14 protein-coding genes are annotated in these 13,129 nt (G+C 68.6%); 9 read left to right on the forward strand and 5 right to left on the reverse strand.

From position 1 onward, the window contains the following. Positions 1-185 precede the first annotated feature (185 nt). From IEY88_RS02705 to IEY88_RS02720, 4 genes are all read right to left on the reverse strand, one after another. Positions 186-683, reverse strand: coding sequence for a COG4315 family predicted lipoprotein (locus IEY88_RS02705; protein WP_189152925.1), 498 nt, complete (start codon positions 681-683; stop codon positions 186-188). Between the two features lie 33 nt (positions 684-716). After that, positions 717-1,058 (reverse strand): hypothetical protein, encoded by a 342-nt coding sequence (locus IEY88_RS02710; protein ID WP_189152926.1) that lies wholly within the window; start codon positions 1,056-1,058, stop codon positions 717-719. A gap of 45 nt (positions 1,059-1,103) precedes the next feature. Beyond that, positions 1,104-1,721: a TetR/AcrR family transcriptional regulator gene (locus tag IEY88_RS02715; protein WP_189152927.1), complete on the reverse strand. Its 618-nt coding sequence runs from the start codon at positions 1,719-1,721 to the stop codon at positions 1,104-1,106. A gap of 88 nt (positions 1,722-1,809) precedes the next feature. Beyond that, on the reverse strand, positions 1,810-2,397 hold the full coding sequence (locus IEY88_RS02720) for a D-alanyl-D-alanine carboxypeptidase family protein (RefSeq protein WP_189152928.1): 588 nt from the start codon (positions 2,395-2,397) through the stop codon (positions 1,810-1,812). 243 nt (positions 2,398-2,640) lie between these two features. On the opposite strand from IEY88_RS02720, the gene IEY88_RS02725 reads away from it, so the two are divergent. The 4 genes from IEY88_RS02725 to IEY88_RS02740 all read left to right on the forward strand — a co-directional run bounded on the left by IEY88_RS02725 (position 2,641) and on the right by IEY88_RS02740 (position 6,952). Further along, positions 2,641-3,033, forward strand: coding sequence for an SSI family serine proteinase inhibitor (locus IEY88_RS02725; protein ID WP_189152929.1), 393 nt, complete (start codon positions 2,641-2,643; stop codon positions 3,031-3,033). Between the two features lie 133 nt (positions 3,034-3,166). After that, on the forward strand, positions 3,167-4,264 hold the full coding sequence (locus IEY88_RS02730) for a calcium:cation antiporter (RefSeq protein WP_189152930.1): 1,098 nt from the start codon (positions 3,167-3,169) through the stop codon (positions 4,262-4,264). Positions 4,265-4,328: 64 nt separating this feature from the next. Continuing rightward, positions 4,329-5,735 (forward strand): FAD-binding oxidoreductase, encoded by a 1,407-nt coding sequence (locus tag IEY88_RS02735; RefSeq protein ID WP_189152931.1) that lies wholly within the window; start codon positions 4,329-4,331, stop codon positions 5,733-5,735. A gap of 86 nt (positions 5,736-5,821) precedes the next feature. Continuing rightward, positions 5,822-6,952, forward strand: a complete 1,131-nt coding sequence (locus IEY88_RS02740; protein ID WP_189152932.1) for a lipase family protein — start codon at positions 5,822-5,824, stop codon at positions 6,950-6,952. Here IEY88_RS02740 and IEY88_RS02745 read toward each other — a convergent pair. Beyond that, the gene (locus IEY88_RS02745; protein ID WP_189152933.1) at positions 6,949-7,242 is read right to left on the reverse strand and encodes a DUF3291 domain-containing protein; all 294 of its coding nucleotides are present in this window, start codon (positions 7,240-7,242) and stop codon (positions 6,949-6,951) included. The genes IEY88_RS02740 and IEY88_RS02745 overlap by 4 nt on opposite strands. A gap of 179 nt (positions 7,243-7,421) precedes the next feature. Here IEY88_RS02745 and IEY88_RS02750 point away from each other — a divergent pair, with 179 nt between their 5' ends. The 5 genes from IEY88_RS02750 (at position 7,422) to IEY88_RS02770 (ending at position 13,125) form a co-directional block, all read left to right on the forward strand. Continuing rightward, positions 7,422-8,351, forward strand: coding sequence for a D-2-hydroxyacid dehydrogenase family protein (locus tag IEY88_RS02750; protein ID WP_189152934.1), 930 nt, complete (start codon positions 7,422-7,424; stop codon positions 8,349-8,351). Between the two features lie 34 nt (positions 8,352-8,385). After that, complete coding sequence (locus IEY88_RS02755; RefSeq protein ID WP_189152935.1) at positions 8,386-8,841, forward strand: SRPBCC family protein; 456 nt, start codon at positions 8,386-8,388, stop codon at positions 8,839-8,841. A 231-nt stretch (positions 8,842-9,072) separates the two neighbouring features. Continuing rightward, positions 9,073-10,161 (forward strand): mandelate racemase/muconate lactonizing enzyme family protein, encoded by a 1,089-nt coding sequence (locus IEY88_RS02760; protein ID WP_189152936.1) that lies wholly within the window; start codon positions 9,073-9,075, stop codon positions 10,159-10,161. Between the two features lie 31 nt (positions 10,162-10,192). After that, positions 10,193-12,148, forward strand: coding sequence for an alpha-galactosidase D (locus tag IEY88_RS02765; protein ID WP_229693030.1), 1,956 nt, complete (start codon positions 10,193-10,195; stop codon positions 12,146-12,148). A gap of 17 nt (positions 12,149-12,165) precedes the next feature. After that, the gene (locus tag IEY88_RS02770; RefSeq protein ID WP_229693031.1) at positions 12,166-13,125 is read left to right on the forward strand and encodes a carbohydrate ABC transporter permease; all 960 of its coding nucleotides are present in this window, start codon (positions 12,166-12,168) and stop codon (positions 13,123-13,125) included. The last annotated feature ends 4 nt before the right edge of the window (positions 13,126-13,129 follow it).

Here is a 13,129-nt window from a genome sequence, read left to right on the forward strand (position 1 = left end):
GCTCGTGCGGCGGCAGCGTCTATGGGAGCGCTCTCACAGTAGATACCTGAAACCGGTTCCGCGCGGAACCGGTTTCAGGATTTCCGGTACAAACGAATCGTTCGAGTAACCCAATCGCGACCAACCGGCCACTCGAACGAGCAGCCGGCCCCGGTGTGTGTCGCGGGTGTTACGGAGTGCTGCGGCTACTTGGCCGCCTTCGTCCCGGCGGGGGAGATGGCGAACCACCTGTCGTCCACGCCGTGCCCGGTCGTGTGGCCGGCTCCCTCGTCGTCCACGTAGCGGTAGACGGGCTTGCCGGCGATGGTGACCTGCTCCAGGCCGTCCGGGCGCTTCGTCGTGCCCAGCAGCGCCTGGTCGAGCCCCGGCGCCTCGATCTTGCCGCCCGCCGCCAGCAGCGGCGGCCACACGAGCGTGCACTCCGGTTCGAGGCAGGTCGGCTTCGACGGGCCGTCCGCGGTGGTGAAGTAGAGGGTGTTGTGCTCGCGGTCGGCGACGACGGCGCCGACCGCGAGCGACTCCTCGACCTGCAGTTTCGCGATGTCGCCCGGTAACACCTGGGTGGGCCCCGCTACCGGACCGGCAGCGGCCTCCAGTTCGTCCAGCGTGGCGGTCTCCTCTTCCGGCGGTGCGGAACAGGCACCCAGGCACACGAGCAGCGCGAGAACGGCGAATCGGCTCACGACGGGGATTACGGACAGCGGGGCCGCGCCGGTTCACCCCCGGGCTCGGCGGACGGTCTCCGCCAGCCTGCCCCCGACCTCGTCCCACGGCACGGCCTGGGGCGCCGTCCAGCCGCTCGCCACGACGACGCCTCCGTCGAACACGTACAGGACGGCTCCGCGGCGCCGGTGCAGCAGCAGTCCGGCGATCAGGACCGGCAGCGCGAGGATGACCAGCGGGGCGGCGCTGAGCAGCAGCAACAGGAGGACGGCACCGGTGATCACGAGCACGCCCAGCACCGTGAAGACCGTGATGCGCCGGCGGACCAGCTGGGTGCACGTGCCGAGGCCTCGTTCGGCTGCGAGCCGCGCCAGCGCCTCCGGGATCTCGTCCATAACGGGTCACCGTACGGCCGTGGCGACGCCCTCGCGGGAACGCCCTCACGGGCGGGTGATGGCCGCCAGCACCAGCTCACGGATCTCCGCGGCGATCTCGTCGACCGCGAGCGGTGGCCGGTGCGCCTGCCACTCGCGCAGCAGCCCCGTGATCGCCCCCACGAGCGCGATGGCCGTGAGCCGGTACGACCGCTGCGGCGCCACCCCCGCGGCCGCGGCCCGCAGCGCCTCCGACTCGATGAACTCCGCCCACGCGGTCACCCAGCGCACGTGCTGCTGCTCGATCTCCGCGTTCACGCCCACGGCCTCGACGTAGTTGAGGCGCGGCGCACGGGGATCGGCCGTCACGCTGGTCACGAACACGTCCAGCAGCGTCGTGATCCGGGTGGCCAGGTCCGTGGCCTCCAGTTCGGCCAGCGTCGTGCGGACCCGCGTGAACGCCGTGGCGTTGATCAGGTCGTGCAGCTCGCGGAGCAGGTCCTCCTTCGACCCGAACTCCTCGTAGAAGTTGCGCGTGGAGACACCCGCCTCGGTGCACACCTCGGTGATCTTCGTGGCGGCGAAGCCCGTGCTGGTGAACAGCTGGAGGCCCGCCTGCAGCAGCTTCGCCCGGCGCTCGGCCCTGCGCTGCTCGGGTGAGATGCCGGCGTAGGCACGGGCCACCGGGGTGCTCCAATCTGGTAACTCGGCTTGTCAGATTACGTCCGCGCAACCCCTCGCGCACCTCAGGCGTCTAGACCTTTGCGTGGGGCTAGCTGCCCGTCGCGCTGGGGATCAGGGCGGGGCAACCTCCGGTGAGATAGCCGGAGTTGTACTCGAAATGCCACTGCTCGTTTTCGTAACGGCGGCACCAGCCGAGGGTGCTGCCGTTTTTCTCGACCCATTTCGCTGATTCGATCGGCTGCACGTCGACCGCGAATCCGATCACGTGCATCGAGCGGTCCGGGGGATTCAGCACGTACTTCGACGCGAGTTCTTCGGTCCCGAACTTCTCGACGGCCTCGTCGAACTCGGCCTGCTGTTGCTGACGGCTGCGCTTGCCGTCGTTCAGGCAGAGCTGCACGCCCTGCTCAGAGGCCTTGGTGCGCAGTGCCAGCCATGCCTCGAGCACCTCCGGGCGCAGGCCCCTCGGGTCCTCGTCGAAGTACCGCGCGTCGATCGGGCAGTTCGGCCCGTCCGGTGGTCCGGGCACTTCCTCGACAATCGCGAGCGGCTTTCCCGGATGGCGGTCGAACACGAGCGTCAATCTGCCCAGGTAACCCAGCGCGCCGCCGGTGGAAACCACGAGTGTGACGATCAGGAGCACGCCGAACACGACGCGTCTGGAGGTCTTGGACATGATTCGAATAATACGTCGGCCCGCAAGCGCGTCTGTCAGCAACCCGTAACAGTCCGTCGGCAGCTCTGTCCCGGCGGACGTGGCTTGCGACACATCCGTTCGGCCCAGTGATACTTTAGTTGCGGCGATCAAATGTGATCGGTGAACAGTTCCTGGCCCCTTTCGCTGCCGTGTTTCGTGGTGGCAACATCTGCATCGGCCGAGAACCGGCCCGTTTTGTGAGGTCTCAGGAGGACCGCTTTCATGTCCGGCCGCATTTTCGCGTTCGTTGCTCTGTTCGTGTCGCTCTTCGCTTTCGCCGGCACCGCTCAGGCCGCTCCGCCGGCTCATCGGGGCACGGCGCTCGTGCTCTCCGCGCAGTACTCGGAGTTCGACGGCGGCGCCTTCAAGGCGACCGTCCTGACCTGCGAACGAGGTGACCAGCACCCGCGCAGGGCCCTCGCCTGCGCGACGCTCGCCTCCGCGGGCACCGACCTGCAGGCCATGCAGGCCGACGAGCGGGCGTGCACGTTCCACTACGCCCCGGTCGAGGTCGCGATGTTCGGTTTCTGGCGCGGTGAGCCCGTCGACGAGGTGCACACCTACCCGAACTCGTGCGTCATGCTGGCGCACACCGGTGCCCTCTTCGATTTCTAGGAATCGATCACGGCATCGTCATGAAAATGTGGAGCGGGGCGCGGCAGGGGCGCTCCGCTCCACATTTTCTTGCACCCCGGATCGGTGTTCCGCCGAATGGCGGGCGGTCCGCTCGGTATGCGAGGGTTGGATCATGGCCGCCGCCTCGCGCTTCCCGCTGCTCCACTGGACGACCATCACCCCCGTGCTCGGCATGGTCCTGCTCGGCCTGACCTGGGGCCGCGACCTCGGCGGTGTGCTCGTCGCCCTCGTCGCCCTGGTCCTCGCCGCGACCGTGCTCGCCGCCGTGCACCACGCCGAGGTCGTCGCGTTGCGGGTGGGGGAGCCGTTCGGGTCGCTGGTGCTCGCGGTCGCGGTGACGATCATCGAGGTGGCGCTGATCGTCACGCTGATGGTGTCGGGCGGCCCGGAAGCCTCTTCGCTGGCGCGGGACACGGTGTTCGCCGCGGTCATGATCACCACGAACGGCATCATCGGCATCGCGCTGCTGCTCGGCGCGATGAAGCACCACACGATCCTGTTCAACGCGGAGGGCAGCGGCGGCGCGCTCGCCACGGTGATGACGCTCGCGACGCTGACGCTGGTGCTGCCGACGTTCACCACGACCACGCCCGGCCCCGAGTTCTCCGGCCCGCAGCTCGCGTTCGCCGCGTTCGCGTCGCTGGGCCTATACGCGATGTTCGTCTTCACCCAGACCGTCCGGCACCGTGACTTCTTCCTCCCCGTGGACGAGGACGGCGTGATCGAGGCCGACGAGCACGCCGAGGCGCCGACCGGCAAGGCCGCGCTCACCTCGCTCGGCTTCCTGCTCCTCGCGCTGATCGCGGTGGTCGGCCTCGCGAAGATCGAGTCGCCCGCGATCGAGGCGGGCGTGCGCGCAGCCGGGTTCCCGCAGTCGTTCGTCGGTGTCGTCATCGCCCTGCTGGTGCTGCTGCCCGAGACGATCGCCGCCTCCCGCGCCGCGTTGCGCGACAGGATCCAGACCAGCATCAACCTCGGTTACGGCTCGGCGATCGCGAGCATCGGCCTCACCATCCCGACGATCGCGCTGGCGACGATCTGGCTGGACGGGCCGCTGATGCTCGGCCTCGGGTCGACGCAGATGATCCTGCTGCTGCTGACGGTGCTGGTCAGCGTGCTGACCGTCGTGCCGGGGCGGGCGACTCGCCTGCAGGGTGGCGTTCACCTGGTCCTGCTCGCGGCGTTCCTGTTCCTGGCTGTGAACCCCTAGCCGGATTCCTTCCCGGTCGCCTGACAAGTTGTGCCCTGGTTCGTCCGGCTCCTAAGTTCGTGGGATGTTGCGTCGCAGGGCACTTCTGCACACAGCCGCGCTGGGAGCCGTGTCGGCACTGGTCGGCAGGTCCACATTGGACGTCCAGCTGATCAGGCCCGGCGACGCCGCCTACGGAGACGCCAAGCTCGGCTACTTCACGCAGTACGACGCCCAGCGTCCCAGCGCGATCGCCCGCGTGACCTCCCCAGCGGACGTCCAGCGGTGCATCGAGATCGCGCGTGCTGAGAAGACCCGGATCGCGGCAAGGTGCGGCGGCCACAGCTATCCCGGTTATTCCACGGCGGACGGTGCGCTGATCGTCGACGTGCGCGGCCTGAACCGGATCGACGTCCGGCCGGACGGCACGGCCGAGGTCGGCGCGGGCGTGTTGCTGATGGACCTCTACCTCGCGCTGGCAGGCGCAGGCCGGATGATGCCGGCGGGCACCTGCGCGACGGTCGGGATCTCCGGGCTGACGCTCGGCGGCGGCATCGGCGTGACCGCCCGCCAGTTCGGGCTCACCAGCGACCGGCTGGTCAGCGCGCGGATCGTGACACCGGACGGGGTGCACCGGACGGTGTCGGCCACCGAGCACACCGACCTGTTCTGGGCGTTGCGCGGCGGTGGTGGCGGCAACTTCGGCATCGTCACGTCGTTCGTGTTCCGCACCGAACCCGCGCGCAACCTCACGACGTTCACCCTGCAGTTCCCGTCGGCGGCCCTGGCATCGTTGCTCAGCGTCTGGCTGGACTGGCAGGGCAGGGCACCGGACGCCCTCACCTCGATCGTCGGTGTCGGCAGCGGCTCAAACCCGCACGTCGAGGTCGGCGGCTGTTTCGTGGGCACGCCGACCACTCTCAAACCGCTGCTGGACGACCTCGTGCGCCGCGTCGGCTCGCAGCCGGCCTCCCGCCGGGAGACTGAGCAGAGCTTCCTCGCCGCGATGGAACGGTTCGCGTGGTGCCGGGTCAGCGACGGGTCGTGCAAGCCGTCGTGGAACGGGGGAGGCGGCAGCCAGGCGCGCGGCAGCTACGTCGCCACGTCGCGGATGCTGACCAAGCCGATCACCGACCCGCAGAAGCTCGCGGACATCTTCAAGAGCACGCCCAACTCGTACAACATGATCGACGCCCTGGGTGGCGCGGTCGGCAGGGGCCCCGCCACGGCGTTCCCGCACCGGGCCGCGCTGGCGAGCATCCAGGTCGAGCTCTCGTTGCAGGCAGGGGAGGCGAACGCGCGACGTGCGATGGGCGTGGCGCGCGACGAGCTCGGCAAGATGTTCGGCGCCACCGGGTACGTGAACTACATCGACCCGCAGATGCCCGACTGGGCGAGCGCCTACTACGGCTCGTCGCTGACCAGGCTTCGTGAGGTGGCGCGCAAGTACGACCCCGATCGGGTGTTCGTGTTCCCCCAGGGCCTCGCGTGAATCCATAAAGCCGAACGGACTATTGTCCTGCTGCGGCGTTCGGCCCTACATTGCGGTAACGCCGGTTACCACAAAGGGGTCCAACGATGCAGCTCCGTGCCGTGCTCGCCGCCGTCCTCCTGATGTTCACCCTGGTCACGCCCGCTTCGGCGGCCGAGCCGGGGGAGCTGGTCAGCAGCAGGGAGGTGGCGTGGCACCCGGAACCGCTCCGGCTCCTACCGGCGCCGGTGAAGGCGTACGACATCCGCTACCGCTCCACGTCCGCGACGGGCGGGTCGAACGTCGTGTCCGGCATGGTGCTCGTGTCGCCGCTGCCGTGGACCAACGGCCCGCGGCCGATCGTGGCGTACGCGATGGGCACGCAGGGGATGGGCGACCAGTGCGCGCCGTCGCGGCAGCTGCAGGGCGGTACCGAGGTGGAGATCGCGTTCCTCGCGCACGCCATGTTCAAGGGCTGGGCCGTCGCCGTCACCGACTACGAAGGCCTTGGCACGCCAGGGGACCACACCTACGCGGTGTCCCGTTCGGAGGGCCGCGCGCTGCTCGACGTGGCCCGTGCGGCGAGCGGGGTCCCCGGGTTGTCGGCGGACGCCCCGGTCGGCGTCTTCGGCTACTCCCAGGGCGGTCAGGCCGCGTCTTCCGCCGCCGAGCAGTGGAAGTCCTACGCGCCTGCGCTGAACGTCGTCGGTGTCGCCGCCGGCGGTGTGCCCGCCGACCTGAACGCGGTCGCGAAGTTCAACGACGGCAACGCGGGCTCCGGCCTGGTGTTCGCGGCGGCCGCCGGGTACGCCGCGGCCTACCCCGAGCTGCCGCTGTCGTCGGTGCTCAACGCCCGCGGCACGCAGGTCATCGACCGGATCCGCGCGGCGTGCGTCGCCGAGATCGCCCTCGTGGCACCATTCACGCGCCTGAACTCGCTGACGACGACGCCGGACGTCATCCAGGACCCGTTGTGGCAGAAGCGGTTGAAGGAGAACACGCTCGGCTCGGTCAAGCCCGCCGCGCCCGTCTACCTCTACCACGGCACGCTGGACGAGCTGATCCCGTTCGGTGTCGGGCAGAAGCTGCGCTCGCAGTGGTGCGCGCTGGGCGCCGACGTGCAGTGGACCGCGCTGCCGCTGCTCGGGCACGTCACCGCCGTCAGCGCGTGGGGCACGAACGCGATGAACTGGCTGGGCGACCGGTTCGCCGGGAAGAGCACTCGTCCCAACTGCTAGTCAGGGGCGGGGAACCGGCGCCGGAACGTGAACGCCTCCGGCGTCGGGCCCTGCCTCACCAGTTCGAGTCTGGCGAGGCCTTCCTCGGTCGTCGGCCGATGCCCGGCCGGCACCCACCACATGACGTCGAACGCGCTCTCCGGCTCGAACCACTGCCTGGTGCGCTTGAGCGCCTCGAGGTGCACGCCGCTGAAAGCGAACGCCCACAACGTCTCCACCGACTCCCACACGCTGAGGTTGAACGCCTCCCGCATCGGGTCGCGGCCGAGCCGCAGCATGTCGTTCGTCATCCGCTCCGAGGTCGGCCGCTCGCGCGTTACCGGGAGCCTCCTTCGCGAGGTCGTTGATCGCCTCGACCCGGCTCGTGAACCCGCGCATCCTCCAGTGGTCGAACGCCCACCGCCCGGTCGTGATGTTGGCCTGCGCCAGGTGGAAGGCTCCCATGCGCCTACTCTGACATGATCGGCCCATGCGGTGTGTGGTGCTCGACGACTACCAGGGCGTGGCTCTCGCGAACGCCGACTGGTCCGGCCTCGACGTGACGGTGCTGCGCGACCACCTGCCCGACCCGGCGGCGGAACTGGCCGAGGCCGAGTGCGTCGTGATCATGCGCGAGCGGACCCCTTTCACGGCCGACCTGTTCGCCCAGCTGCCCCGGTTGAAGCTGCTGATCACCAGCGGCATGCGCAACGCGGCGATCGACCTGGACGCGGCACTCGGGCACGGCGTCACGGTGTGCGGCACCGGCAGCGCCAAGACCCCGCCGACCGAGCTGACGTGGGCGTTGATCCTCGGCCTCGCCCGCCACCTGGCCGTCGAGAACGCGGCCTTCCACGCCGGTGGCCGCTGGCAGAGCACCGTCGGCGTCGACCTGGCCGGCCGCACGCTCGGCCTGCTCGGCTTCGGTCACCTCGGCACGGCCGTCGCGCGCGTCGGCAAGGCGTTCGGCATGGACGTCGTGGCGTGGAGCCAGAACCTCACGGCCGAGCGGGTGGAAGCGGAGGGCGTGCGGCTGGCGTCCGGGTTGCACGACCTGTTGGCGCAGAGCGACTTCGCGTCCATCCACCTGGTGCTGAGCGACCGGACCCGCGGTCTGGTCGACGCCGCCGCGCTCGCGTGCCTGAAGCCGACGTCGTTCCTGGTGAACACCTCCCGCGCGGCCATCGTGGACGGCCCCGCGCTGCTGGAGACGCTGCGGGAGAAGAGGATCGCCGGTGCGGGCCTCGACGTGTTCGAGGTCGAGCCGCTGCCGCTGACCGACGAGCTGCGGACGTTGCCCAACGTCCTGGCGACCCCGCACCTCGGGTACGTCACCGAGGCGAACTACCGCACGTACTTCACCGAGGCCGTCGAGGACATCCACGCCTTCGTCAGGGGTGAACCGATCCGGGAACTGTAGCGACCGGTTACTTACCGGTAGTAAGTTCTGGCGCATGACGCCGGACGCCTCCGCGCACATCGATGTCGCGGCCTCGCCGCAGCGGGTGTTCGAGCTGGTCAGCGACCTTCGCGGGCTGGGTGAGTGCGCCGAGGAGTACTCGGGCGGCACGTGGCTGAACGCGTCCGGGCCGCAGGTCGGTGCCCGATTCCGCGGCATCAACAAGCGCGGCTGGCGGATCTGGCCGACGACCTCCACGGTGACCGACTGCTCCGCGACGAGGTTCGCGTTCGAGGTGAAGTCGCTGGGGATGGCCGTGTCGCGCTGGCAGTACGACATCGAGGCGACGAGCGAGGGCTGCCGCGTCACCGAGTCGACGTGGGACCGCAGGCCTGGGTGGTACGTGCCGATCACGCGGCTGGCGACCGGGGTGCGCGACCGCGCCGTGACGAACCAGCGCAACATCGAGGCCACGTTGCTGCGGCTGAAGCGCGCCGCCGAGTCCGTCTGACAATCAGACAGAACCGCTCACTTTTAAACACTCCCGCACACGGTGCCCGACCGGTGTTCGACGGCTGTGAGCTGCAGACATCGGAGGACCGGAACTAGAACCGGTCCTCTCCTCCCGTTGAAACGCTGTCATCAGCGTGGGAACGTGCTCGAACGACGGTTGACATGCCCGAAACACCAGCGTCTAATCCTCGTCAAATATCCTATAGGATCAAAGGTCCGAGGAGTTGGCGTGGCAAAGGTCCGACGTGCCGAGGCGTTCCAGGTGGACGTTCCCGTGGAGACTCTGCGCACCGACGCGGTCCAGCAGTTCATCAAGCAGGAGACCGTCTTCGTCGAGATCGAGACCGACGACGGGCTCACCGGGCTCGGCTACGCCTACACCATCGGCACGGGCGGCAGCTCGGTCCTCGCCCTCCTGAAGGACCACCTGCTGCCGCGCCTCGCCAACGCCGACACCCGCCGGATCGAGCACATCTGGCGTGACCTCTTCGCGTACACGCGGTCCACCACGGTCGGCGCGATCACATCGCTCGCGCTCGCCGCCGTGGACACCGCGTTGTGGGACCTGCGGTGCCTGCGAGCTCAGGAACCGTTGTGGCGCATGGCAGGTGGCTTCAGACAGGAAGTCCCGCTGTACGACACCGAGGGCGGCTGGCTGCACCTGAGCACCGAGGACCTGGTCGCGGGCGCCAAGGAGACGGCCGCGCAGGGCTGGCAGGGCATCAAGGTGAAGGTCGGCAAGCCCGACCTGACCGAGGACGTCGAACGCCTGGAAGCCGTCCGGGCGGCGGTGGGTGAGCGGTTCGCGATCATGGTGGACGCCAACCAGTCCCTGACGGCGGCCGAGGCGATCCGGCGCGCGGACGCGTTCCGGGGCGTCAGCCTCACCTGGCTCGAGGAACCGCTGCCGGCCGACGACGTGAGCGGGCACGAGCGCCTCGCCAAGACCACCAGCATCCCGATCGCGGTGGGGGAGTCGCTGTACTCCGTGGCTCAGTTTCGCGAGTACCTCGAACGCGGCGCCGCCTCGATCATCCAGGTCGACGCCGCACGGATCGGTGGCATCACGCCGTTCCTCAAGGTCGCGCACGTCGCCGAGGCGTTCAACGCCGACGTGTGCCCGCACTTCCTGATGGAGCTGCACGTGAGCCTCGCGGCCGCGCTGCCCAACGGGAAGTTCGTCGAGCACATCCCGCAGCTGCGCGGGATCACCAAGAGCGAGATGAACGTCCGCAACGGACACGCGCTCGCCCCGGACGCACCAGGTCTCGGCATCGACTGGGACCGCGACGCGATGGAAGACCTTCGGGTCGCCTGAAACACCGCCGGAAAATCACAAAGGAGTGGTCTTGAGAGCGTTAGGTGTCGTTGCCGGCCTGCTCGCGTCGCTGATCGCGGTCCCGGCAGCTGTGGCCCAAGCACCCCAGGTGCAGCAGACCGCGGCCAAGGCCGAGAAGCCGTACATGGGCTGGAGCAGCTGGACGTTGCAGGCGACCAACTACCCCGGGGTGAACCCGGACGGTCCCGCCAGCTGGCTGAACGAGAAGAACGTGCTGGCACAGGCGGACGTGCTGGCCGCGAGGTTCAAGAAGGCTGGCTACGACCACGTGAATGTCGACGCGGGCTGGCTCGGCTCGTTCGACGAGTACGGGCGCCCGGTCGTGGACGCGAAGAAGTTTCCGCGCGGCTTCAAGTGGCTCGGCGAGTACATCCACGGCAAGGGCCTGAAGTTCGGCTCGTACCTCGCCGTGGGCCTCGACCCCAAGGCGTACAACGACGGCAAGACGCCGATCTTCAACGCGCCTGGCTGCACCACCAAGGACGTCGTCTACCCCGACCTGCGCAAGACGAACGGGTGGGACTCGGCCTACAAGATGGACTTCGCGAACCCGTGCTCGCAGAAGTACGTCGACTCCCTGGCGCAGACGCTCGCGGGCTGGGGCGTCGACTTCCTCAAGCTCGACGGCGTCGGCCCCGGCAGCTTCCGCGGCGGTGAGCGCTACGACAACACCACCGACGTGAAGGCGTGGAACTCCGCGCTCAAGAGCACCGGCCGTCCCATCGAGTTCCTCATCTCGTGGGCGCTGAGCCACCGCTACGCCGACGTGTGGAAGGCCAACACGAACGGCTGGCGCGTCGACACCGACGTCGAGTGCTACTGCGACACGCTCGTCACCTGGAACCAGTCGGTGAAGCAGCGCTGGAACGACGTCGTGCAGTGGATCGACGACGCGGGTCCCGGCCACTGGAACAACCTCGACAGCGTCGCGGTCGGCAACGGCCAGATGGACGGCCTCACCGAGGCCGAGCGCCAGAGCTACATGACGTTGTGGTCGATCTCGTCCTCGCCGCTCTACATCGGCGACGACCTCACCAAGATCGACGACTTCGGTTACAGGTTGCTGACCAACAACGAGGTCATCGCCATCAACCAGGCCGGCGTCCCGGCCCGTCCGGTCGACCAGACCTCGGACCAGCAGGTCTGGTACGCCCGCAACCGCGACGGCAGCTACACCGTGGCGTTGTTCAACCTCGGCTCCAAGCCCGCGAAGGTGACGGCCGACTTCGACCAGCTCGGCATCAGGGGCAACGCGAAGGTCCGCGACGTGTGGGCTCGCAAGGACATCGGCCAGAAGTCCGGTTCCATCACGGAAGACCTGCCGGTGCACGGCTCGAAGTTGTTCACCGTCACGCCGCGCGGTTCGGTCGCGCCCGGTGTCGTGCAGGGCACCGCCGCCACCCCGACCAGCGTGTCCCTGAAGTGGTACGGCAAGTCCGGCGTCCGTTACGACGTTTACGCGGGCAACAAGAAGGTCGCCACGACCACCGACACCAAGGTGACCGTCACCGGTCTCACCCCGGCGACCTCCTACGAGTTCACGGTCGTGCAGAACGGCGCCCGCTCCCAGGCCGTGAACTACGTGACGCCGCAGGAAAGCGTGACGTACGAGGCGGAGAAGGGCAGCCCCGGCGGAGGCGCGACCGTCTACGGCTGCGCGTGCTCGGGCGGCAGCAAGGTCGGCTACATCGGCGGCAGCGGCAACATCACGATGCCCACGGTCGTGGCACCGCTTGAGGGCACCTACCTCGTCGAGCTGGCCTACATCTCCGCCGACGCCAGCAGGACCGGCATCGTCACGGTCAACGGCACCAGCTTCAAGCTGCCCGTCGCCGGCTCCAACGACGACGACTGGAACACGCCGCAGAAGATGACCGTGCCCGTCTACCTGTTGAAGGGCAACAACACCATCCGGATCGGCAACCCGGACGACTCCGTGTTCGACGTCGACAGCATCCGCGTCTAGGACCAGGAGGTGCCGTGGTGACAACCTTGCAGGACAACAGCGCCCAGGTCGTGCGTGGACCTGCCACCACGGCGCCTCCGCCCCCACTCAGGCGCAAAGGCCCTGCCTCGCGCCGCAACGACACGTGGGTCGCGTGGCTGCTCGTCACGCCCGCCGTCCTCGGGTTCGGCGTTTTCTTCGCCTACCCGATGCTGCGCGGCGTCTACCTGAGCTTCACCGATTTCCACATCCTCAGCCCACCCGTGTGGACGGGTCTCGAGAACATCCGGGAACTGCTCAACGACAACAGGTTCTGGCACTCGCTCGGCGTCACGGCGTACTTCGTCGTGCTGACCGTGGTGCTGGGCATCGGTGTCTCGCTGCTCACCGCCGTCGTGTTGCACCGACTGGGGGTCGGCACGACGGTGCGCGGGCTGATGATCCTGCCGTTCCTCATCTCCGGCGTCGTCACGGCGCTGGTGTGGACGTGGATGCTCGACCCGCAGCTCGGCATCGTGAACCAGCTGATCACGTGGGTCACCGGCGAGCCGGTCATGTTCTTCAGCTCGGACGCGTGGGCGGTGCCGACGCTGGCCGCGCTGAACGTGTGGAAGTCCATGGGCTACAACGCCGTCCTCATCTTCGCGGGACTGCAGACGATCCCCGCGACGATCTACGAGGCCGGCCGGATCGACGGGGCGTCGGAGTTCCAGATGTTCCGCTCGCTGACGCTGCCGCTGCTGCGGCCGATCCTGGTGATGGTGGTGATCCTCAACGTCATCAACGCGACCCAGATCTTCGACATCGTCCAGGTCAGCACCAAGGGCGGTCCGGCGGACGCGTCGCTGGTGCTGCAGATGTACATCTACGACAAGGCGTTCGGCCAGTTCGACTTCGGTTACGCCGCGACGATGTCGCTCGCCCTGTTCCTGATGCTCGTCGCGGTGACCTTCACGCAGATGCGGATGGCCCGTGCCGGCGAGTCCGACACCGACTGAGGAG

The organism is Lentzea pudingi (assembly GCF_014646255.1).
Taxonomy (GTDB): domain Bacteria; phylum Actinomycetota; class Actinomycetes; order Mycobacteriales; family Pseudonocardiaceae; genus Lentzea; species Lentzea pudingi.

What these genes read in the sequence shown, in the direction of transcription:
- IEY88_RS02710 (WP_189152926.1), bottom strand. Translation starts at nt 1,058, where the DNA reads ATGGACGAGATCCCGGAGGCGCTGGCGCGGCTCGCAGCCGAACGAGGC.
- IEY88_RS02720 (WP_189152928.1), bottom strand. Translation starts at nt 2,397, where the DNA reads ATGTCCAAGACCTCCAGACGCGTCGTGTTCGGCGTGCTCCTGATCGTC.
- IEY88_RS02725 (WP_189152929.1), top strand. Translation starts at nt 2,641, where the DNA reads ATGTCCGGCCGCATTTTCGCGTTCGTTGCTCTGTTCGTGTCGCTCTTC.
- IEY88_RS02730 (WP_189152930.1), top strand. Translation starts at nt 3,167, where the DNA reads ATGGCCGCCGCCTCGCGCTTCCCGCTGCTCCACTGGACGACCATCACC.
- IEY88_RS02735 (WP_189152931.1), top strand. Translation starts at nt 4,329, where the DNA reads ATGTTGCGTCGCAGGGCACTTCTGCACACAGCCGCGCTGGGAGCCGTG.
- IEY88_RS02740 (WP_189152932.1), top strand. Translation starts at nt 5,822, where the DNA reads ATGCAGCTCCGTGCCGTGCTCGCCGCCGTCCTCCTGATGTTCACCCTG.
- IEY88_RS02745 (WP_189152933.1), bottom strand. Translation starts at nt 7,242, where the DNA reads ATGACGAACGACATGCTGCGGCTCGGCCGCGACCCGATGCGGGAGGCG.
- IEY88_RS02750 (WP_189152934.1), top strand. Translation starts at nt 7,422, where the DNA reads ATGCGGTGTGTGGTGCTCGACGACTACCAGGGCGTGGCTCTCGCGAAC.
- IEY88_RS02755 (WP_189152935.1), top strand. Translation starts at nt 8,386, where the DNA reads ATGACGCCGGACGCCTCCGCGCACATCGATGTCGCGGCCTCGCCGCAG.